Below are 23628 nucleotides of genomic sequence, written 5' to 3' on the forward strand. Positions count from 1 at the left end.
TGTAACTTTTCCTTTTGTAGCTTTGTATTAATCATAAGAACTTAAATAAAACCTTAGGGAGTCCCAATGTCAAAGTTTATGAGTAGCCTTTTACTGCTATTGATTGCTAGTCCAATTTTTGCGAAAGACGCAAAACCCAATATTCTGTGGTTGTTTTCAGATGATCATGCTTTCCAAGCTATCGGTGCTTATGGCGGACGTTTTGAAAGCTTAGATCTGACGCCAAATATTGACCGCATTGCCAAAGACGGAATGGTCTTTGATAAAGCTTATGTGGGTAACTCAATTTGTGCACCGAGTCGTGCAACTTTATTAACGGGTAAGCATAGTCACCTCAATGGAAAAATTGATAATCGTGGACCCTTTAATCACGACCAGCAACAATTCCAGAAAATCCTCCAAAAGAATGGTTACCAAACGGCAATGATTGGTAAGATTCACCTGAGTGGAAAAATGCAGGGTTTTGATTACTGGGAAGTACTTCCTGGACAGGGTAAGTATTGGGATCCGAGTTTTGTCACAGAAGAAGGCAAAACCGTATACAAGGGTGAACATTCGACTGATGTCATTACTAAAAGAGCTTTGAATTGGTTAGATAACGATCGCAAAGCTGATAAGCCCTTTATGCTGATGGTTCATTACAAAGCTCCTCATAGAGCGTGGCAGCCAACAACACGCTGGAAAGAAAAGTTCAGTGATAAAATTTTTCCTGAGCCCGATACTTTGTTTGATGATTACAAGGGTAGGGGAGAAGCGGCCAATAAGCAAGATATGACTATTGATATCACCATGCGCATGAAACAAGACGTCAAAGCAGAGCAACCAGAACGTCAAAAAGAACTCGCACAACTTGATCCTAGTGATAAGAAGGGACTCATCCGTTTGAAATACCAATGGTACATGCGTGATTACTTAGCTTGTATTGCAGGTGTGGATGAAAATATTGGCTTTCTTTTAGATCATTTAAAAGCCACTGGTTTGGATAAAAATACTATCGTTATGTATTCAGCAGATCAAGGTTTCTATCTTGGTGAGCACGGCTGGTTTGATAAGCGCTTTATGTATGAAGAAAGCTTCCGTACACCACTTTTAGCCAAATGGCCTGGTGTGACAAAAGCAGGGACACGTAATAGTGACCTCGTTCAAAACATTGATTTTGCCGAAACTTTTCTCGATATCGCAGGTATTGAAGCACCTGAAGATATGCAGGGTGAAAGTTTAGTGCCACTTCTTAAAGGTGAGACTCCTGTAAACTGGAGAAAGCATCTCTACTATCATTATTATGAATACCCAGGTGGATCTCATAGCGTTCGTCGTCATGAAGGCGTGTCGGGAAAACGTTTTAAGCTTATTCGTTTTTATGGCATCGATGTGCCTAATGGAGAAGAATGGGAATTCTATGATCTCAAAAATGATCCTCAGGAAATGAAGAGTCAGTACAATAACCCCGAGTATGCTGCGGAAATCGCAATAAGTAAAAAAGAATTACAGCGTCTAAAAGATCAATACAAAGTGGTAGATGTTCCTCAGAAATCTCCTAAAAAAAAGAGTAAAAAGAAGAAGTAATTCTAAGATCTCACATGATTAAGCACCTGAGGCCGTAATGAGAGTGCGCAGCACTCAAATTGCCTGGTCGAGGACTGGCAAGTCCTTGCAGGGGAGTTCTAATGAGTGGGAACTTAAGAGATATTTGAGCTCGAAGAGCTTAGGCATGTAGCCATGGACGTAAGTCCGTGGTGTTTGAATAACATCATCGCGCGTGCCGAAGGTACGCTGCAGAGCGTTTCCTTCATACCTTCGGCATGAATATCATTTTTTTAACAACACCCACCGGATAAATCCGATGGCTACCCTACTACATACCTTCGGCATGTGCTTAAGTTCCCACCCATTAAGGGGAGTTCGAGGGGACAGAGTCTTCTCGTGTGCGAAGCACCCAGGGAAATGATAAGCGGCGTGATCTGCTTAAACAAAAAATTTAAGTCACGAAGATATGAGTTAATCTCTCAATAAAAAAAGCCAATCATTACTGATTGGCTTTTTTTATTGAGAGGTGTTTAGGCGAAGTTTTACTGATCGCTAAGTTTTCCTTTGAGTTGCTCACGTAATTTATCTTTTTTACTCTTGCGCTTGCCCTTGATTGGTCCTTTGATTTTTGGAGCTTCCAAGGGAGTGATTTTATCAAATCCAGGAATACGTTCTTTGGTGAGTTTGATGCCGACGTGTTTTTCAATGACGCTAAAGTGATCGGCATTAGCTGGATTAACAAAGGAAATTGCCACTCCTTTTTGACCTGCACGTCCCGTTCTGCCAATGCGATGCACGTAATCCAAAGCTGAGCGAGGTAAATCATAATTGATCACATGGCTGAGTTTAGTGATATCAATACCACGCGCGGCAATATCGGTCGCAATCAAAATGGGAAAATCTTTATTTTGGAAGCAGCGCAAAACTTTTGTGCGGGCCTCTTGATCGAGGTCACCATGAAAGTCCTGAACTTTGAGGCCTTCTTTTTTGAGTTTGTTTGCCAAATTAGAGGCGGAACGTTTACTCGAAACAAAAATAATTGTATGCTTCCATTCTTCTTCTTGGTAGAGCTTTTGTAAAACTTGGCGACGTAGGTTGGCATCAACTTCAATGGCACGCTGCTCAATATTTTCCGCTGTGATTTGATCTTTACTCACGCGTACTTCTTCAGCATCACTCAAAAAGTTGGTGGCTAAGTCTTGAACTCTGGCGGGCAAAGTTGCAGAGAAGAGTAAGTTTTGTCTTTTCTTTGGGAGTTTACTTAAAAGTGCTTTGAGTTCATCTGCAAAGCCTAGGTCTAGCATTTTGTCAGCTTCATCGAGGATGAGCATCTCTAATTCATAGAGTCGAACTTCGCCTTGTTCGATAAGTTCAAGAAGGCGACCAGGGGTAGCAATGACGACATCTAAGCCGATGCGTAGTTTACGGATCTGCTGGTGAATACTTTCTCCACCAATAAGGCTCGCCGTTTTTATTTCTTTGAGAGAAAATTCAGCGTAAGTATTAAAGGCTTTTTCCAATTGTACCGCAAGTTCTCTGGTAGGAACAAGAATTAAGCCAAGGATGGATATTTTTTTCTTTTTATCCGGTAGAGAATTAATGCGCTCAATTAAAGGAAAAGAGAAAGCTAAGGTTTTTCCTGTTCCAGTTTGTGACTCAGCTAAGAGATCTTTTCCCTGCTTAATTAAAGGGATTACTTTTTCTTGGATAGGAGTCGCTTCGGTAAATTTTAGTTTATCTAAAGACTCTCTAAGGTAGTGGGGAAGATCTAATTCAGTGAATTGCATTCAAGGCTCGTGTTCTGTTATAATTAAAAGGACAATAATTGACCTGCGCCAGATAAACAATCCCTTCGCATCTTTTTTTGTCTATTAAGAGTCAATATGAATTAAGGAAGATGCTTATTGCGAACTAAATTCTAGTACTAAAAGTTTAGGCTTTGATGAGTATTAGTCTTCAGGTTTTGTTTTTCTTATTAATATGAGGCGAGTTATTGCGAATAAGCACGTCATGAATAGAAGGATATATGAGATTTGCCAGATGATTTGATTATCAACGGGCTCGAATGAAGCCATGAATCCAAATAGACTAAAGCAAGTAAGGGGTAAAAAAGTCAGAATGGCAAAAGTTCGGGCTTCCCAATTTATATTTCTTGAAATAACACAGAATCTAATCGCAGCGATAAGGGCAATTGAAAGAAGGGCTAAAATGATGATGCTTACTATTGTCATAAGGATTCCTCTTTTGTGAATAATTTTTCCTTATGAATCTACGCTAATATTTAAGTTGATGTAATAGATAATAGAGATATTGGATATTGATTTCACTTCACATGAAGCATGGCATTTTTAATCTACTCATTAAGCCATGGTAGTTTAATGGGCATATAAGCCACGTTTTCCATGCTGTGGCAGGTCACGCATTTAGAAGTGAAGACTTTAAATTCACCCATGGGATCTTTCTGGTCTATTATAGCTTTCTCCATGGGAGGAATGGCGTTGGCGAAAAACCACTCATAAGATTTTTTTCTTTTTGATCTTCTTTCGGCGCCGTTAGCCATGGTAAGCTTTATTTTCTGTAGTTGATATAATGCGTATTCATTATTACTCGTTTTGATAGCTTCGTAGAGCTTGTTATAGCGATAGTTAACTTCCCACATCACAAGGTCATTGCCTCGCAAGTGGCGTGCTACCGTATCAATTCGTTGATGTTCATCGCCCTCGAGCCATGCATGTGGTTCTTGAGTTTGGGTACATGAAAAAAGACCCATAATTAGGAGGACTAAAAGTGAAGGTAGTTTCATAGGGCTTGCTCTTTAAAATAAAATTTTGTTATATTAAAAATATTGAATAAATAGAATAGTTAAACCGACCATAAATATCCCGCCGATAATGCTTCTTAGATTACTGTGATCTTTAAAGCCTCGAGGATCATGAATAGACGAGGGCTTCTTGCCATTAAAAAGTGACAAAACTATTGCGATGATGACGAGAGTCCAACCCATGTGTGAATCCTTTAAATTTTATTTAGTTTCAGTCTATCACAGGAGATTAATTTTGGTAGAATTAAATGCGATTAATTCTTTGCCAATATCGCCATTAGATTTTTGACGTGAAGCTAGCTTGAAGCGAGGCCCATTATTCTGTTTAAAGAAAAAAGGCTGTGTCTTAGTAGATGAAGCTTTAGCTAAGAAAGTTATAAGGGCTTTTCTTGATAGAATTTACTGAAGATACTCAAAGTGAACTTTTAAAGATTTTCATAGGTGGTAGCCTTGAGTGAAACTTAAATAATACCTTAAAGAGGACCGTACTATGAAAGACCAATTGATGGCTGATTACAAAGAGGCAATGAAAGCGAGAGACAATATTCGAAAAGCTGTCATTACTGAGATTCGCGGAGCGATAAAAAATAAAGAAATTAACGAAAAAATTGAAGTTGATGAAAAGCAAATCATCGCGATAATACAAAAAATTCAGAAAGAAATGAATGAATCTTTAGAGGCCTTCGAAAAGGTGGGGAACTATGATCAAGTTATAGAGCTCGAAGGGCGTCTTACCATTCTGTCGACTTATCTGCCCAGAGAAATGGATGAAGCTGACTTACAGCTACTCATTGATACGGCAGTATTAGCTCTCGAAGAAAAATCTATGAGGTATATGGGACAAGTGATTGGTACGGTGAAAGCTCAGGTCGAAAGTACTGGTTACCTCGTCAATAGTGGTAAATTATCGGGCCTAGTTAAGGTATCATTGTCTTAAAGTAAGCGTCAATTGAGCTGAATATTTGAATGCCTATTTCGAAAAAAAGTCTATTTCTTCCAGTTTTGTGGTAGGAGTTCCATTAAATTTTCTTTTGGGTGATCAATGATTCTCCTGAGCACATCCTCTAAGTATTCTTTTGGATTGATACCCAGCTTACGACAAGTCTGGATTAAGGAGATGATATTGGCAGCCGCTTGGCCGCCTTTTTCACTGCCGAAGAAAAGCCAGTTTTTTCTACCAATAGTAAGCGGACGAATAGCGCGTTCACTCACATTGTTATCTATGCGAGCATCCGGATAAGCAAGAAAAGCTTTAAATGCTTCTTGCCGTTTAAGTAGGTACTCCATTGCCGTTTTAAGTTTGCCTTTGGGCTCACATGCTTTGTAGTAATGATCTTGAATCGTCTTTAATAGAGCTTCAACAAAAGGCTTTGTTTTCCTATTGCGAAAGCTCTGTCGCTTTGCCGAAGTACCAAGCGCCCAAGCATCCTGTTCGAGTTCAAAGAGCTTATCCATCAAAATAAGCACTTGTTTACAGAATTCGTTTGGATTGGGTGTGTCAAAAAACTTACGCCTGGCATGAGCCCAGCAAGCCTGCCAATCGATACCATCAAGCTTATCCATTTTTTCATACGCAGCAAAAGCATCGGCATGAAAAACTCCTTGAAAGTCTTTCATTCGATCTAATGTATGGGAGTGTGAACGGTCTTTGGTGAATTCGAACCAAACGAGAGGAGGGTCTGGACCATCGCCGCCGACATAAACCCAAATCCGACCTTCTTGAAGCTTACCTTTACCTTTTGTTTGAAGCTTAACAGGGCTGTCATCTGTAAAAACTCTTGATGAGTTTAAAATTTGATCTCGTAATAAATCACCTAAAGGTTGGAGAGTTTTTCCTAACTGGAGAACCCAGTTGGAAAGCGTTTGTCGCGCAATAGTAAGTCCATCTCGTTTGAATTGCTCTTCGATACGATAAAGAGGTAAATGGTCGGCATATTTTGAAATGAGTATATGTGACAACAAGCTCACATCAGCACGACAGCCTGTTATCGGATGGCTGGGAACTAGAGCGGAGATAACTCCTGCCTTGGGCTTATTTGGAATATTGTATTTACGTACACGAGTCTCTATGACTTTGTAACGACCATGAACATAAACAAGTTTTTCTGATGTATCGAATCCCATGAGTTTCAGTTCTACACCAGTTATGGGATCAACTTTTTCATCTTCGGGCAAATCAATGATTTTAATTTCGCGTTCAGCATTCTCAGGGAAATTGAAATGCGTAAAGGGCTTGCGTTTCTTCTTCTTTTTTAGGGTATTTACTTTGGGTTCTTCATCTCTTTCTGGTGAATTTGAATCGCCCAGATCCTTAAGGTATTCAGTCCACTCAGGAAAAGTATCTGAGTTATCAAAGACTACAGTCTCTTTTTTACGACCATACAGCTGGGCTTTTAGATAGGTGTTTTCCTCTTCTAAAAACACAACTTTTTTGGTGAGGTCTGAGATAGTTTTAGTCATGAAATAATATAGCATAACCCCATGATTTTTCAGCTATAAAACCAGGCTATTTGATCTTAAAATAGGCCCCTTTACAGCAGTGGATCATTAGCAGAAATTCCCGAAAACTAAGCTCAGTTTTAGCTTCGGACATGTCGCTAAAAGTTCCGCGCTCCAACTGTTTATTGAAAATACAAAAACCACCTTCATCCCAGTAGAGACCTTTCAATAAATTACGCCGTCGATTTATGAAAAGGTAGACATCTCCTGCAAAGAGATTTTCCAGATTACTTAACGCGGTTAAGCCATTGAAGCCTTTGCGGAGGTTCACGGGTTCGGGATGTAGTTTTAACTTACGATCTTTAAAATATTCTAACATTGTATCTCCTGGGGTAAGCCCAGACTCTAATTCAACTACTCTCCCTCGGGATATGGTTCAAATTGCCCTTTACGTCTTAAATTATATTTAGATAAGATCAATAAAAAAGCCTTTGCGGAATCCGCAAAGGCTTTTTAGTGATCTAGTGAATCAGATTATACGCGAGGTAAATCCCATTCAGCATCTTTTTGTGGGAGCTCAGAGTGACCCATGAGGAAGCGATCCACTTGGCGTGCAGCTTCACGGCCTTCAGAGATAGCCCAAACAATGAGTGACTGACCACGACGGACATCACCGGCAGCAAATACACCAGGAACGCTAGTCATGTAAGTTTTTTCATCGGCTTTCACATTGCCACGATTATCTAGTTCAAGACCAAGGTCTTTCACCATCGTGTTTGATTCAGCACCAGTGAAACCTAGAGCAAGAAGAGCTAATTCACATGGCCATTCTTTTTCAGTTCCAGGAACTTCTTCAATTTTGAAACCGCCATTTTCGCGGTTAACAGTGACTTCAGTTGTCACAAGACCTTTGAGTTTACCATTTTCGTCACCGACAAATCTCTTAGTAGAGATGCTCCAGAAACGTTCAACACCTTCTTCGTGAGAAGTAGATGTACGCAAACGCATTGGCCAGAAAGGCCAAGGTTGTCCAGTTGGACGATCAGCAGTAGCTTTACCCATTAGTTCGAAGTTAGATACGCTTGCAGCGCCGTGACGAATCGATGTACCGATACAATCAGAACCAGTATCACCACCACCAATTACGATAACATTTTTATCTTTGGCGGTAAGGTTAGTTCCGAGTTTATCATCGCTATCACCTGCATTTCTGCGGTTTTGCTGTGGAAGGAATTCCATGGCTTGGTGAACGCCTTCTAAGTCAGCGCCTTCAATTGGGAGAGGACGACGAATAGTTGCGCCGGCACAGATGACAACGGAATCAAATTCTTTAAGTTTTTCACTTGGGTAAGTCACACCTACATGTGCACTTGTTAAGAAAATAACGCCTTCTTCTTCCATGATTTTAACGCGGCGATCAATCACCCATTTTTCCATTTTGAAATCAGGAATACCGTAACGCAAGAGTCCACCAACGCGATCATCGCGTTCAAGAACTGTTACAGAGTGACCAGCACGATTAAGTTGTTGTGCAGCGGCAAGTCCAGAAGGACCAGAACCAATCACGGCAATTTTTTTACCTGTGCGCTCTTGTGGTAACTCAGCTTTAATCCAGCCTTCAGCAAAACCTTTTTCAACGATGTTTTTCTCAAGGTTTTCGATTGTCACTGCAGGTTGATTAATGGTCATTACACAAGCTTCTTCACAAGGAGCAGGGCAGAGACGACCAGTGAACTCTGGGAAGTTATTAGTGCTATGTAAACGTGCTAGAGCACTTTTCCATTGGCCAGTATAAACGAGGTCATTGAAGTCCGGGATGAGGTTCCCTAAAGGACAGCCCGAATGACAGAAAGGAATACCGCAATCCATGCAGCGAGCCCCTTGGTCCTCGAGTTCTTCTTTTTTCATTGGCTCAGTAAATTCATTGTAGTGCTTTATACGTTCACTTACAGGACGCTTACTTTCTACTTGACGATCAAATTCTTTAAATCCAGTTTTTTTACCCATGATAATCTCCTATACCTGCGCCGCTTGTTGTTCACTTGCGATACGCTCGAGCGCTCGTTTGTAATCGTGAGGCATGACTTTAACGAATTGTCCGATTGTAGCATCCCAATTATTGAGAATGTCTTCAGCTGCAGAACTGTCAGTGTAGTTAAAGTGATTTGTAATTAATTGTTTTAGTTCAGCTACATCAGCTTCGGTTTCAACTTTTTCGAAGCCAATCATTTCCATATTGCAGTTGAGCTCTTTGAACTTGTTAGTTGGGTCGAGAACGTAAGCTACACCGCCACTCATACCAGCGGCAAAGTTACGGCCAGTTTCACCGAGGATAACTGCTACGCCACCAGTCATGTATTCACAACCGTGATCGCCGACGCCTTCAACAACGGCTTTAACGCCAGAGTTACGAACGCAGAAACGTTCGCCAGCAATACCATTGATATATGCTTCACCAGAAACAGCACCATAGAGAGTTACATTACCCGTAATGATATTGTCTTTTGCGACGTAGGTTGAAGTTTTAGCAGGCTTGATAATGAGCTTAGCACCAGAAAGGCCTTTACCTAGATAATCATTTGTTTCACCCTCAACAGTCATGGTAAGACCTTTGGTTGAAAATGCGCCAAATGATTGACCGGCAGAACCGTGGAAAGTCATGTTAATGGTATCTTCCGCAAGACCTTCACGGCCATAAACCTTTGAAATCTCGTTAGAAAGAATAGCACCCACAGAACGATCGGTATTACAGGTCTTGATTTCGAAGCTTACTTTTTCTTGCTTCTCAAGTGCGGCTTTAGACTTTTCTAGAAGAGTGAAGTCAAGAACTTGATCGAGCTCGTGATCTTGTTTTTCAGTATTGTAATACTTAGTGCCTTCAGCAACTTCTGGTTTGTAGAGAATTTTGCTATAGTCAAGACCTTGAGCCTTGTAGTGATCGACAGCTTTGCGCATGACAAGTTTCTGGGATTGACCAACCATTTCAAGAATAGTACGGAAACCGAGATCTGCCATAATTTGACGAAGTTCTTCAGCAACGAAACGCATGAAGTTGACCACGTGCTCAGGTTTGCCTTGGAAACGCTTACGCAATTCAGGATCTTGAGTCGCAATACCCACTGGGCAAGTATTCAAGTGACAAACACGCATCATGATACAGCCGGATGCTACGAGTGGAGCCGTTGCGAAACCGAATTCTTCGGCACCGAGGAGGGCGGCAATAGCAACATCACGACCGGTTTTAAGCTGACCATCACATTCAAGTACAATGCGGTTACGCAAGTCATTCATGACGAGTGTTTGCTGAGCTTCAGCAATACCGAGCTCCCAAGGGAGACCACAGTGTTTGAGTGAAGTAAGTGGAGAAGCACCCGTACCGCCATCGAATCCAGAAACGAGGATGACGTCGGCTTTAGCTTTAGCTACACCAGCAGCAATTGTACCGACACCAACTTCAGAAACGAGCTTAACGTTTACGCGTGCTGCACGGTTGGCATTTTTAAGGTCATAAATAAGTTGAGCCAAATCCTCAATAGAATAGATATCGTGATGAGGAGGAGGCGAAATGAGACCTACGTAAGGAGTCGAGTTACGGCATTCAGCAATCCATGGGAATACTTTTTCGCCAGGAAGTTGACCACCTTCACCAGGCTTAGCGCCCTGAGCCATTTTAATTTGGATTTCATCCGCATTAGTCAGGTAGTGAGATGTTACACCGAAGCGACCAGAAGCCACCTGCTTAATTGCTGAACGACGCCAGTCGCCATTTTCATCTTTTTCGAAACGAGCGGGGTTTTCACCACCCTCACCAGAATTAGACTTACCGCCAATGCGGTTCATGGCAATAGCTAAGTTTTCGTGAGCTTCAGAAGAAATAGAACCATAAGACATGGCACCCGTTTTGAAGCGTTTTACGATTTCAGTCCAAGGTTCAACTTCTTCCACAGGAATAGGATTGTGGCCAGTGAATTCCATTAAACCACGAATTGTCATGAGACGCTCAGACTGATCATTGATCATTTTTGCGTATTGCTCATAGGACTGAGGAAGATTATCGCGAACCGCTAATTGCAAACGTGAAACGGTATGAGGGTTAAACATGTGGCGTTCACCATTGCGACGCCATTGGTAGTCACCACCGACGTTTGATTCAATTTTACCCGCAGTCTTTTCATTAGGGAAAGCTTGATTGTGACGCTTGATGCAATCTTTATAAATTTCGTTTAAGCCTGAGCCTTCAATGCGTGTAGCCGTATTAGTGAAGTAGCGATCAACAAAGTCTTTTTTAAGGCCGAGTATTTCGAAAATTTGAGCACCGCGGTAGGAGTGAAGCGTGGATATACCAATCTTAGTCATAACCTTAACGATACCAGTGCCTGCAGCTTTGATATAGTTGGCGACAGCTTTGTCAGAATCAACTGAAAGCTGACCAGTACTGATCATTTCGTCTAGAACTTCGTAAGCCATGTAAGGGTTAATAGCACTTACGCCATAACCAAATAAAGTAGCAAAGTGATGGATTTCACGAGCTTCACCAGTTTCAACAACAATTCCGCATCTAGAGCGACGACCAAACTTAGTTAAAGTGTGGTGCAAGCAAGAAGCAGCAAGAAGTACTGGGATAGCCGCGTTCTTTTTGTTGATACCACGATCAGAAAGAATGATCAGGGTTTTTCCTGCATCAACAGCGTTAATGGCATTGAGTACCATTTCATTGAGGGCTTGTTCTAAGCCGCCTTCACCAGTGTTCGCTTTGAAAAGAATAGGAATTGTAACGGCACGTAAATCATCTTGATCTAAGTTGCGAAGTTTTTCTAATTCAGCATTTGTGAGAAAGGGAGTTTCAACAGAAAGCTTTTTGCAGTGGAGGCCACCTTGTTCGAAAACATTGTGAGCAGAGCCAATCGTCAATTTAAGTGAAGTTACGACTTCTTCGCGGATACCATCAAGTGGTGGATTCGTAACCTGAGCAAAAAGTTGTTTAAAGTAATCAAAGATTAAACGAGGCTTATCAGAAAGTACTGCAAGGGGAGTATCTGTGCCCATTGAACCAATAGCTTCTTTACCAGTTTCACCCATGGCAGAGAGAATAATTTTTTCGTCTTCTAAGCTGTAAGCAAAAGCTTTTTTTCTGTCGCTAAGTGAAGTCTCTTCAACTTTTTCTTCGAATTCTACTGCAGGGATTTGCTCGAAGCGAATGAGGTTGTCGCTTACCCACTTGGCGTAAGGCTGAGAGTTTACAACGCGGCTTTTGATTTCTTCATCACCAAGGATGCGACCCTCTTCCATGTCAACAAGGAACATACGTCCTGGTTCGAGGCGGCCGTGGTATTCTACGTTAGCAGGATCTACGTCTACAACGCCGATCTCTGATGACATAATAACGAGTCCATCTTTAGTGACAGTGTAACGAGAAGGACGAAGACCATTACGGTCAAGGATAGCACCAATACAGTGACCATCAGTAAAAGGAATTGAAGCAGGACCATCCCATGGTTCCATGATACAGGAAGCGTATTCATAGAAAGCTTTTTTCTCGTCAGACATATCTTGGTGTTTTTCCCAAGCTTCTGGGACGAGTGTCATCATCACTTCAGGAAGTGTACGACCAGTATTTACCATGAGTTCAACAGCATTGTCTAAACAAGCTGAATCTGAGCGACCTTCGATAATAGCAGGTTTGATCTTTTCAATGCGCTCACCGAAAATTTCACTTTCGAAAAGTTCTTGACGAGCACGCATGCGGTTAACATTACCACGGAGAGTATTGATCTCACCATTGTGACACATGTAACGGAAAGGCTGTGCTAAGTCCCAAGTTGGGAAAGTATTTGTAGAAAAGCGCTGGTGAACTAAAGCCAAGTTAGTCACGAATTCTTCGTTAACTAAGTCAGGGAAGTAGTCAGGCATATCTTCTGGCTTGATAAGACCCTTATATATAATAGTAGTCGTCGAGAAAGAAGGGATATAGAAAAAGTTTTTCTCGCACATGTCCGATTCACGGATTTCGTTCTCAAGAGATTTGCGTGAGATATAGAGACGGATACCGAATTCTTTCTCGCTGAGATCTTCTTCGCCACGTCCAACAAAAACCTGCATAATATGAGGTTCAGTCTGTTTAGCAATTTCTCCTAGAGCGTCAGTATTCACAGGAACTTCACGCCAGCCAAGAAGATTAAGGCCTTCTTCAGTTACGGCACGTTTGAAGGCACCCATACATTTGCGTCGTTGCTCATTATCTTGTGGCAAGAAAACCATGCCCACTGCGTAGCGACCTTCTTCAGGAAGGAAAATTTCGTTCTTACGACAATCTTTTAGGAAGAAGTCGTGTGGGATTTTCATGAGGATACCTGCGCCATCACCAGTTTTGGCATCGGCACTTACTGCACCACGGTGAGTAAGACGTACAAGAATCTCTAAAGCATTGTGAATGATCTTATTAGATTTGCGACCGTTGAGATCACAAATGAAACCGGCGCCACAGTTATCTTTCTCCATTGTGGGAGAATATAAACCTAGGTCTTGAGTATTGAAACCAAGTTGTTTTTTGTCCATATTATCTATGTGTCCATAATAATTTTAAATTAATAGCCTGCTAAAATAAATCTCGACCCTTGTTTTGCAATGGCTGTTAAAAAATTAACAGGGTAAAATCATGTCATGTGGCAAAATGTGTTAATCCCCAGTAGTTTATGTAAGTGTTTGTCAGAGAAAAGTTAGCCGATATGAGCTAAAGACTTGAGTGTGTGTCACAAACTAGTCATAAAAAGGTATATAAGTGAGTTCGTCCATGTCTGATTGAACGAGAGCGGTCTCAGGAGTGTTCTCGCTGACATAAACGAGTTCTTGGACTTCTGCGGGTGTATTTACGTATTGATTTAAACTCTGATGATTTAAACTCTGATGATTAAACGCCATAGCAGGAGTGGGATTTTTTTGTGGAATGAGATGTTTTACAAAGCGTGAAACTTCTTTGAGTTCTTTAGAATTTTCAACATAGAGTTTTAAATGCTGCTTGGCACGAGTTACGGCGACGTATAAGAGGCGACGTTCTTCTTCTAAGTTATTGCTGTTTTGTATGGGTATCGCATTTTCGTTAATGGCAAGGATGTGAACGCTTTGCCATTCCTTACCCTTGGCGGAATGGATAGTAGATAAAACAACGGCATCCATATCGTCGTCATTATTAAGTTCAATATTTAAAATGATGTCGGAGAAAAAATCATCCCAGTTTTGAATGCGTCTCAGTTCTTCACTTAGGGCATTAAGATCTTTTATTTTTTTTGAATTATCTTCGGAATCCTTAAAAATTAAAGGGCAAGCAAAGGCGATTAAGTCTTCAAGGTTATTTTTGCTTATACTCATTTTTCTAAAACTATTGAGTTGCTCAAAGCTCACTTGTGATTTGAGCGGTAGATTTATGTCTTTTAATTCAAGGCCTTCATTGAGTTGAGTAAGTATTTTCTCAAGAGTTTTGATGCCTAAACCTGGCATGAGTTCTAAGCATTGCTGAAGTGCGAGTATATGAATTTCATCACTGAAGACGTAAGAGAGCAGGGCGGAGAATTTTTTCACATGGCTCTTGTCGGTGATTTTTTTACCACCGTATTTCTTATAGGGAATGCCTTGGCGAGTTAATTCCAGTTCCAAGTAGAGGCAGTGCATACTCGAACGGTATAGTATTGCCTGTTGCTCAAAGGGTGTGCCTTTGGTGCGTAAGTCAAAAATATCTCGACAGATTTCTTTCTCAGTTTTCTTATAGTAGGAGCTGTAGAAAAAATCGGGTTCATTGCCTTCGCAATCTGATGCGGGCCGTAGTTCTTTAGGGATGATGTTTTTAGCGTCAATCATACAGGAGTTAGCGAAGTCTAGTATCTGTTTCGTACTGCGATAATTTTCTTCAAGTGCTAGGCTTTTTGATCCAGGGAAGTCAGTAGTGAAATGGGCTATTTGTTCTGGTAGGGCACCACGAAAAGAATAAATACTCTGACAATCGTCACCTACGGCCATGATATTCTGATGATGGCGACAGAGATTTTTGAGTATCTCTATTTGAAGCTTTGAAGTATCTTGGTACTCATCGACAAGGATGTATTGGCATTGTTGAGCCAGGCTTAAGCTCTCTTTATTCTTGAGGGCCGATAGCCATATTTTTAAAATATCGTCGTAATCAAAAGCTTTGAGCTTCTCTTTATGTTTTACATAATTTTTTGAGAGTGTTAAAACCAAGTCTGCATGAACCACTAATGAGGGGAAGTGTTGACTTAAAACGATACGCTCATCTTCGAGTGTATTTGAGCAGAGAGAAAAAAAGCGCATGAACTCACGAGGGGAGGTATCGGATATTTTTTCAAATGACTTCTTTTTTAATTCTTTGCGCAAATACTTGGCTTGTGCACTGTCATCAAATATTCCGCCTAAATTTTTCATGAGCCCTAAGTACTTTAGGTCATTAAAGGCAATTGAATGAAAGGTTCCGCCTAAGACTGCGCAGTGCTGATCATTTATGGATTCAACTCGTTGCTTCATTTCATCCGCAGCTTTACGAGTAAAGGTGAGCATGAGGATTTTTTCGGCGGGAACTCCCGATTCAATTAATCTAGCAACACGGCAGCAAAGGGTGTGTGTTTTTCCTGTGCCTGCTCCGGCGAGAAGTAGTATAGGGCCACTCTCATGATTGACGGCAAGTTGCTGATTATTGTTTAGACTCATTAATTACCCTAAAAGTTATGAACATCAATAAGCTAACATAAGTATGCTACTTTTAAAGTTTTTGGAATGGGCAAAAAGGTGTTTTTTATAAAAAACAATAATTTTTTATGAAGATTTAGGGGGACGTAAAGAGTGAAGGGGTATTAATCTTGTAAGTACGAGTAAAAAATATATTTTCTAAGCTATATCAAAATAAGGATCAAATGATGGCCAATAAAATAATGTTAGTAGTTTTCGTCTTATGCGCACTTCTTTTTTGGAATAATACTAAAAAAGAAAAAGCTGAAAATCAGAGTCAGGGAATTACTAGTTCAGATACTTATGAGATTCAGCGAATATTTTCTAGTGTTGTCAATAAACAGGGGAAGCCAGTCGCTAAACATAATATGGAGAAGCGGGGCTATATAATGGTTTACTACTCAGCCTCTTGGTGTCCACCTTGCCGTCAATTCACTCCCGTACTAAATAAATATTATTTGGAAAATCGGGTTAAAAAGAATTTTGATGTTTTGTTGGTGGGGGCAGATCGTTCAGAAAAAGCGATGCTTTCATACATGAGTCACATGTCGTTTAATGCGATCGCTTTTGATAAGATTGCCAGTTCAGGCCTACACAATTATGCAGCCAGGAGCATTCCGAATTTGACGGTGTTTGATTATTCTGGAAAAGTAGTTGTAGATGGCAGGGAATTATCGGCTTACAAGGCTTTGGATGCTTTCAAAAAACTTCCTGTGCTTGCAGGAGGAAGTGGTTATGTCCGCTAGAGATGGAGACTCTTAACTTATAAATAAGGTGCAGCGAAGACCTTCGGGGGAGAAGCATAAGTATGATCCGTCAGCATTTTTCATAAGAGGGAAGCCGATAGATTTTACACTTTGGATTTGATTTTCAGGAAGGCTCAGAGCGATGCCTTGGCCCGAGTATTTAGAGCTGTCATGTAAAGCCAGTCGCGTAGGCCCATTAGTCATTAAAGTTTTGGGGTAATTACTGCGTTGAGCAATGCAGTCAAAGCCAAGTTCAGTAAAGAAGTTGACCGATTCGATGAAGAATTTAGTGGATTGACTGAGTTCAAGAATCTTACAGGGACTCGAGACAATAGGGCTTGCAGGAGTTTTTTCGCCAATAAAAATATTAAGGCCATTGGGGTCGGTGAAAAATAATTCGGTCTCACCTTGTTCGTTGCTACTGCAATCAAAGACGATTCCTTTATCTTGATAATGGTCGAAAATCTCTTGGTCGTCACAGCCTTCAATATATAAACTAGGGAAGCTTTGAACTTGATCCCGAAGTTCTATGCACATTGATCCATCAGAGAAAAGTGTGTCGCGAAGTGGCACTAAGCCAAGAGCCAGAAAGAAGGATTTACTTTCTGGGACGTCCTTGGAGCGTAAAAGTATGTGGCATTTGTCTAATTGAAGGGCTTTTTTCATTATGTAGTAAGAGTTTTTGTTGTATTCTATATAGAGAAAAATTTATATCAATCAATAAGGCAAAGAAATGAGTCAAGCTAATACAATTTATTTAAAAGATTACCAGAAACCTGATTACCTTATCTCTAAAACAGAATTGACTATCGAAATATTTGATGAGTGTACAAGAGTATCATCTCGTCTTCATATAAATAAAAACCATGAGGGTGAAAGTAAAGACTTAATTCTCAATGGTGAAAATCTTAGCTTTATTTCCCTGAAATGTGTTGGCGAAGAAAGTATCGCGTATGATTTAAGTGATAAAACGCTGTCAGTTACACCAAAGAGAGATGACTTTATTTTAGAAATTGTCAACGAAGTTGACCCCAAGAATAACAAAGCTTTAGAAGGCTTGTATCAATCCGGTGATATTTATTGCACCCAAAACGAACCTGAGGGTTTCAGAAAGATTTGTTACTATTTGGATCGCTCTGATGTGATGTCAGTTTTTACGACAAGAATTGAAGCAGATAAAGTGATGTTCCCACGCTTATTATCCAATGGTAATTTAGTGGATAGCGGAGCCATGCCAGAAGAGCGACATTATGCCGTATGGGAAGATCCTTTCCCAAAACCCTGTTATTTGTTTGCCTTAGTGGCAGGAGATTTAGCCAAAGTAGAAGATAAATTTATCACTAAGAGTGGGCGCAGTATTCCTCTACAGATTTTTGTCGATCATGGAAACGAAGATCGCTGTGACCATGCACTAGAATCCTTAAAAAAATCAATGAAGTGGGACGAGGATCGTTTTGGCTTGGAATATGATTTAGATTTGTACATGATTGTTGCTGTAGATGCTTTCAATATGGGAGCCATGGAAAATAAAGGTCTCAATATATTCAATTCGACCTGCGCCTTAGCGAATCCTGAAACGGCGACAGACGCAAACTTTTTTCGTATAGAAAGCATCATTGCCCATGAGTATTTTCACAACTGGACAGGCAATCGCGTTACCTGTAGGGATTGGTTTCAATTGACCTTAAAAGAAGGCTTAACAGTATTTCGTGATCAAGAGTTTTCGGCAGACCTAAATTCACGGGCAGTATGCCGTATTGAAGATGTTCGAGCTTTGCGTGATTCGCAATTTGTTGAGGATGCAGGTCCAAATGCTCATCCGATTAAGCCATCGTCTTACATGGAGATTAATAACTTTTATACTCCAACGGTTTATGAAAAAGGTGCTGAAGTGATTCGCATGATCCATACCATGATCGGTGAAGATAATTTTCAGCTCGGTATGAAAAAGTACTTTGATCTATTTGATGGTCAGGCAGTGGCCACAGAAGATTTTGTGCATTCAATGGAAGTCGCATCTGGACGTGACTTTAAGCAATTTAAGCGCTGGTACTCTCAGTCTGGAACGCCGATCATTAAAGTAGATAGTGATTTTGACCAAGAGGCCGATACTTATACTTTGACTTTCACGCAAAAATTGAAAAATGTAAGTCATAAAGCCTATCATTTACCCGTGAAGCTTGGTTTACTTTCAAGTGCAGGTGAAGAACTTGAGCTTATAATGCAGGGTAAAAGTTATGGAGAAGAGACGGTTGTCGAACTTCATACGGAATCCCAAAGTTTTGTTTTTGAAGGTATAAAAGAAAAACCCGTAGCATCTCTATTTAGAGGTTTTTCAGCTCCTATTATACTCGATATGGAAACGACGAGAGAGGAATTAGCGTTTTTACTTTCTTATGATAGTGATAGTTTCAATCGCTATGAAGCAGGACAGCGCTTAGCAAAACTAGAGATTGAGAGCCTGAGTCAAGCCTTGAAATCCAATAAGGTTCCTCAAGTGGATCACCTCGTTTTGGATGCCTTTAGTAAACTTTTACGTTCAGCTAATGCAGATGAAGCTTTTAAGGCACTGGCATTTAGTGTGCCATCATTAGTGAGTATTACGGAGCAACAAAAAGAATTTTCTCCTGGTGTAGCTCAAGAAGCCAGAGAAATCCTGGCTCATGCTTTGGCCGAAGCTAACGAGGATTATTTATCTGAGCATTATAATCGCTACAGTACTAGTGACGCTTACGTCTTTAATGCCGTTAATATGGGCTTGCGTAGCTTCAAGAATATGTGTCTTGCTTATCTCTTGAAACTAGATAAAAGTGAATATGTTTCACTCGCCCAGGATCAATATGATACTTCGGCAAATTTAACGGATCGTTTTGCTGCTTTATTAGCCTTGCTCCAGACACAAACTAAGGCAAGAGATGAGGCCTTAGAGCATTTTTATGATACTTGGGAAGATGATGCAATCGTTATTAATAAATGGTTTGCAGCGCAAGCAAGTTCTCCCAAGAGTGCCAATGTACAACTTATACAGAGCTTGGAAAAAGTGAGTGCTTTTGATATCCAAAATCCGAATAAAGTTCGTTGTCTTTACGGTGCTTTTGCGGCTAACTTAACTCAGTTCCACAAAGAGGATGGTAGCGGCTACAGTTTGATTGCCAATAAAATTATTGAACTCAATTCCTTTAATCCACAGATTGCAGCGGGTTTATCGAAAGCTTTCAAGAAATTTGGAGCTCTCAAGGGTGAGCAAAAAGACTTAATGAAGCAGGCTTTAGAGACTATTCTTGAGGTAGACAACTTATCTCCAGATGTTTATGAAATTGTGAGTAAAACGCTAAAAGTTTAAAAAAACTTTGTCTTTTTAAACTTGAGATTGTTATGTTTTGTCTATTAAATCACACGATTAGGTAGATGACGCCGTAGATTTATTATCTGGTGCTTCGCACACGAGGGAGCTCTGCCCCTCGAGCTCCCCGCAAGGATCTGCCGGCCCTTGACCTGGCGAATTGAGTACTTCGTACTCACCTGCGACGTTAGATGGTTAAGCGTATCAAATTATTTAGGTAAGATATATGAAGTATAAAAAGTTAGGTAAGACAGGAATTTCGATCTCATCTATAGGGATAGGTGCTTGGCAATTAGGAGGACCATTAGTTTTAGATGGTGTTCATGATGGTCATCCCGATCCCGGAAGAGATAATGTAATCAAGATGATCCATGAACTGGGTGAACACGGTGTTAATTTTATTGATACAGCGGAGCAGTATAGCCACGGTGAAAGTGAGAGGCGCATAGGTGAGGCCATTAAGTCTCAGCGTGATCGATGGGTGATTTCTACTAAGTTTGGTCATAAAGTTGGTGAGGGGAATCGTCGACATATAGATACGTCCCCCCAGTCAATTATGCCCGCCTTAGAAGATTCATTGCGAAGGCTGCAAACTGATTATATAGACGTGTATCACTACCACACAATCCCAGATCTTGAGCACTTGGATGAATCAGCAGAGATACTGAATGAAGCCAAGAAAAAAGGGATGATTAGAGCCCTTGGTATTTCAACTAGCAATACCGCGATTGTTAAAGAATTGATCAAGAGAGATATGTTAGATGTCGTTCAATATGTCTCATCTCTACTGGCTCCTGCATACGAGATGCAAGAACTGATTAACTCAAATAGTTTAGGGGCAATCTGTCGTGGCGTGATGGCTGGTGGTTGCTTAAGTGGACGTTACTTTCACAGCAAACTAGAGGTCAAAACGGGAGATAGAAGATCATGGGGAGATGAGGATTATTCACGTTTTCAGGTCTTCGAAAAGTTGATTCCAGAAGATATGACGATGGCGCAATTAGCCTGTCGTTTTGTTTTAGATCAGAAAGCCTGCCAAACCATTATTTTGGGGGCAAAAAATTTGAAAGATTATGAAATTGCAATTGAATCAGTTTTCAAAGAAGCCTTAAGCAAAGAATTAAAACTCAAGCTTAGCGAAGTATCGAAAGAACTCGGCTTCCTAGGGTAATTTATAGTAGGGTGGGACAATGATAGCATTGGAAGATAAAGATTGGGGCCAATATATCCGTTCAGGTTATAGAATCTTTTTTGGTTCGGGGGCGGCTTGCCCTCAAAAATTAATTCAACGTTTTTTAGATAATTCGCAACAATTTAATGATATTGAATTAACGCATATTTTGACACTGGGTGAAACTCCTTGGACTGACGAAAAATACAAAGATCACCTGCGCGTCAATTCTTTTTTCTTAGGGCCAGGTACACGAGATGCGGTTTCTCGCGGAGATGGCGACTACACGCCTTGCTTTTTATCTGAAATTCCCAGTCTCATGGAAGATAAGATTCATCCCATCGATGTAGCTTTTATCCAAGTAACGCCACCGGATGAGTATGGTTTTTGCTCCTTCGGTGTTTCTGTTGATGTAGTTTCAGTCGCTTGCCGTACGGCGAGATATGTAATTGCGGAAATTAATCCACGGATGCCAAAAACTTTGGGTCAAAGTTTTATTCACGTCTCAAAAATCGATGCCTTCATGGAAGTTAATTACCCGATTATGGGTCATGGCATTGCTAAGTTAGATGAAGTAACCCTGAAGATAGGTAAGTACTGTGCCATGCTGATTGAAGATGGCTCAACGTTGCAGATGGGGATCGGCAAGATTCCCGATGCAGTTTTATCTTATTTAGGAGACCGTTCCGATTTAGGTATTCATACGGAGATGTTCTCTGACGGCTTATTAGACCTCTATAAAAATGGTAATATTACCAATGCAAAAAAAGCTATAAATCGCTTCAAAACGGTGACATCTTTTTGTTTTGGTAGCGAAGCACTTTACGACTTCGTTCACGATAATCCCCATGTGGAATTTCATCCGAGTGAGTATACTAATCGCCCGGCCATTATCGCTCAAAACCCAAAAGTTATTTCCATTAATAGCGCGATTCAAATTGATCTCAGTGGCCAAGTAGTTGCGGATTCAATTGGCGACCGCTTTTATAGTGGGATTGGCGGCCAAGTTGATTTTATTCGTGGAGCAGGAATGAGTCTTGGAGGCAAGCCAATTATCGCCTTGCCTTCAACGGCAAAAGGTGGAGAAATCTCTCGTATTGTTGCTGTGCTTTCACAAGGGTCTGGCGTCGTGACAAGCCGTGGTGACGTGCATTATGTAGTTACTGAATATGGTATTGCTACTTTGCGTGGCCGTAGTATTCGCGAAAGAGCTTTAGAATTGATCCAAGTAGCACATCCAAAATTTAGAGACGAACTTCTAGCGCAAGTGAGAGAGCATTATTGGGTTCCGCCCTATCATCAAAGTATGCCCAAAAGTTTAGCTGAATTAAAAACAACGAAAATGAAAATTTCTGGTCGTCATTATAATTTGCGTGCTTTGCAAAGTTCAGATCAACGTCGCCTGCAAGAGTTCTTCTATTCACACACAGAAAAAACTCTTATGAATCGCTACCGTGCTGTTCCCAAAAATATGCCTACCGATAGTGCTTACCGTTTGGTTAACATAGATCAAAGTCGTGATGCGGCGATTTGCCTAGTTCAACGTCAAGGACCCCGTGAAATCATTCGTGGAGTAGGGCGTTTCTATATGGAAAACGAGGAGCGAGCCGAGATTTCTTTCGTGGTTGGAGATGACCTTCAAGGAGAGGGCTTGGGCTCGGTGCTCATGAAGACTTTAATAAAGATTGCGACGGAACGTAAGATCAAAATTTTAGTGGCCTATGTAATCAATACTAATTATGCGATGCAGCATCTCTTAGAGAAGTTTAACTTCTCTCATGAAGAGAGTGGTGATGCAAGTGAATTCGTCTATGTATTGGAGCTCAATGCTAAGTAATTTATTTCCAGTTAAAGATAAGAACTTTAAAGTTTTTTATCATAGCGACTGCCTAGAGCACGAGGCTTTTCATGAGCATCCAGAAAGGCCTCAGCGCTTAGCTGTGATTTTAAAGGCTTGTGAAGATATAGATCAGCAATGCCCAGTAAGTTTTGAGCAGGCAGAGCCGGCTAAGCTTAAAGAACTAGGCTTGGTGCACTCGGAAGATTACTTGCGTTCTTTTGAGTCTTGTGTATTTAGCGGGAAATCGTATTTCATGAGTGCAGATAACTATATCTGCGATACGAGTGTCGATGCAGTGCTAGCAGCCGCGGGGCAAAGTATTGCTTTAGCCAAGAAATTAATGCTTGGTGAGAGTGGTTTTGCACTTATTAGGCCACCGGGGCATCATGCGAGCAAAGAAAAAGCTGAGGGTTTCTGTTTCGTGAATAATGTCGCTTTAGCCGTAGAGCAGATTCGCGCTTCACAAGCAGAGGCCAAATTTCTTATCGTGGATTTTGATGTTCATCACGGCAATGGAACTCACGCTCTGTATCGTGAGGATCCCAATGTTTTCTATTTTTCTTTACATGGGAACCCTGATCATATTTATCCTCATAGTGGTTATGAAGAAGAGCAGGGTCGGGGAGATGGAACTGGCTATATAAGTAATAAGCCCTTGGCAGCAGGTTGTTCTGGTGAAGAATGGGTGCGCTGCTTAAAAGATAGTTTAGATGAGATCAGTCAGAGTTTTGATTTTGATTACCTTTTAGTGAGTGCGGGGTACGATGCTCATCGAGAAGATCCTTATTCAATTATGAAAGTGGACGATCAAAGTTATTTGGAAGTGACTTCATACCTCCATGAATTAGCCAAGACTAACTGTAATTCAAAGCTCGGTTTCTTTCTTGAGGGAGGCTATTCTTTGGAAGTTTTAGCAAGGTTAATTCCCGCCTCGATTGAACTTCTCGCTCACTTAAATCAAGAAGGTTCTTGATCTTTAGCTTTTATGCTTGAGCACCAGCTTCAGTGACC

The 23628-nt window shown here is 40.9% G+C and carries 16 protein-coding genes; 7 read left to right on the plus strand and 9 right to left on the minus strand.

Going from position 1 to position 23628, the window contains the following annotated elements; genetic code table 11:
* The first annotated feature begins 66 nt into the window (after positions 1-66).
* Positions 67-1566, plus strand: coding sequence for a sulfatase family protein (locus PQO03_RS15685; protein WP_274154137.1), 1500 nt, complete (start codon positions 67-69; stop codon positions 1564-1566).
* A 503-nt stretch (positions 1567-2069) separates the two neighbouring features.
* Here PQO03_RS15685 and PQO03_RS15690 read toward each other — a convergent pair.
* The 3 genes from PQO03_RS15690 to PQO03_RS15700 all read right to left on the minus strand — a co-directional run bounded on the left by PQO03_RS15690 (position 2070) and on the right by PQO03_RS15700 (position 4531).
* Positions 2070-3314 carry a DEAD/DEAH box helicase gene (locus PQO03_RS15690; protein ID WP_274154138.1) on the minus strand — a complete coding sequence of 415 codons (1245 nt, stop codon included), beginning with the start codon at positions 3312-3314 and terminating at the stop codon, positions 2070-2072.
* Between the two features lie 566 nt (positions 3315-3880).
* Positions 3881-4330, minus strand: coding sequence for a hypothetical protein (locus PQO03_RS15695; RefSeq protein WP_274154139.1), 450 nt, complete (start codon positions 4328-4330; stop codon positions 3881-3883).
* A gap of 33 nt (positions 4331-4363) precedes the next feature.
* Positions 4364-4531, minus strand: a complete 168-nt coding sequence (locus PQO03_RS15700) for a hypothetical protein (RefSeq protein ID WP_274154140.1) — start codon at positions 4529-4531, stop codon at positions 4364-4366.
* 307 nt (positions 4532-4838) lie between these two features.
* Here PQO03_RS15700 and PQO03_RS15705 point away from each other — a divergent pair, with 307 nt between their 5' ends.
* Positions 4839-5285 (plus strand): GatB/YqeY domain-containing protein, encoded by a 447-nt coding sequence (locus PQO03_RS15705; RefSeq protein WP_274154141.1) that lies wholly within the window; start codon positions 4839-4841, stop codon positions 5283-5285.
* 50 nt (positions 5286-5335) lie between these two features.
* On the opposite strand, the gene tnpC is transcribed toward PQO03_RS15705, so the two are convergent.
* The 5 genes from tnpC to PQO03_RS15730 form a co-directional block, all read right to left on the minus strand.
* A complete protein-coding gene (gene tnpC / locus PQO03_RS15710) occupies positions 5336-6808 on the minus strand; it encodes an IS66 family transposase (protein WP_274150713.1) in 1473 nt (490 codons plus the stop codon).
* A 46-nt stretch (positions 6809-6854) separates the two neighbouring features.
* Positions 6855-7166, minus strand: coding sequence for an IS66 family insertion sequence element accessory protein TnpB (gene tnpB, locus PQO03_RS15715; protein ID WP_274150714.1), 312 nt, complete (start codon positions 7164-7166; stop codon positions 6855-6857).
* Between the two features lie 155 nt (positions 7167-7321).
* Positions 7322-8794 carry a glutamate synthase subunit beta gene (locus PQO03_RS15720; protein WP_274154142.1) on the minus strand — a complete coding sequence of 491 codons (1473 nt, stop codon included), beginning with the start codon at positions 8792-8794 and terminating at the stop codon, positions 7322-7324.
* A 9-nt stretch (positions 8795-8803) separates the two neighbouring features.
* Positions 8804-13342: a glutamate synthase large subunit gene (gltB, locus tag PQO03_RS15725; RefSeq protein ID WP_274154143.1), complete on the minus strand. Its 4539-nt coding sequence runs from the start codon at positions 13340-13342 to the stop codon at positions 8804-8806.
* 201 nt (positions 13343-13543) lie between these two features.
* Positions 13544-15499, minus strand: coding sequence for an ATP-dependent helicase (locus PQO03_RS15730; protein ID WP_274154144.1), 1956 nt, complete (start codon positions 15497-15499; stop codon positions 13544-13546).
* Between the two features lie 206 nt (positions 15500-15705).
* On the opposite strand from PQO03_RS15730, the gene PQO03_RS15735 reads away from it, so the two are divergent.
* On the plus strand, positions 15706-16263 hold the full coding sequence (locus PQO03_RS15735; protein ID WP_274154145.1) for a thioredoxin-like domain-containing protein: 558 nt from the start codon (positions 15706-15708) through the stop codon (positions 16261-16263).
* Between the two features lie 12 nt (positions 16264-16275).
* Here PQO03_RS15735 and PQO03_RS15740 read toward each other — a convergent pair whose 3' ends face one another.
* Complete coding sequence (locus PQO03_RS15740; protein ID WP_274154146.1) at positions 16276-16929, minus strand: VOC family protein; 654 nt, start codon at positions 16927-16929, stop codon at positions 16276-16278.
* 67 nt (positions 16930-16996) lie between these two features.
* On the opposite strand from PQO03_RS15740, the gene pepN reads away from it, so the two are divergent.
* The 4 genes from pepN (at position 16997) to PQO03_RS15760 (ending at position 23590) form a co-directional block, all read left to right on the plus strand.
* A complete protein-coding gene (gene pepN / locus PQO03_RS15745; protein ID WP_274154147.1) occupies positions 16997-19606 on the plus strand; it encodes an aminopeptidase N in 2610 nt (869 codons plus the stop codon).
* Positions 19607-19832: 226 nt separating this feature from the next.
* Positions 19833-20777, plus strand: coding sequence for an aldo/keto reductase (locus tag PQO03_RS15750; RefSeq protein ID WP_274154148.1), 945 nt, complete (start codon positions 19833-19835; stop codon positions 20775-20777).
* A gap of 19 nt (positions 20778-20796) precedes the next feature.
* Entirely contained in the window at positions 20797-22614 is a 1818-nt protein-coding gene (locus PQO03_RS15755) for a bifunctional acetyl-CoA hydrolase/transferase family protein/GNAT family N-acetyltransferase (protein WP_274154149.1), read from the plus strand.
* On the plus strand, positions 22604-23590 hold the full coding sequence (locus PQO03_RS15760; protein ID WP_274154150.1) for a histone deacetylase family protein: 987 nt from the start codon (positions 22604-22606) through the stop codon (positions 23588-23590). The genes PQO03_RS15755 and PQO03_RS15760 overlap by 11 nt, the downstream gene beginning before the upstream one ends.
* The last annotated feature ends 38 nt before the right edge of the window (positions 23591-23628 follow it).

Origin of the sequence: Lentisphaera profundi (assembly GCF_028728065.1) — a bacterium.
Lineage (GTDB): Bacteria > Verrucomicrobiota > Lentisphaeria > Lentisphaerales > Lentisphaeraceae > Lentisphaera > Lentisphaera profundi.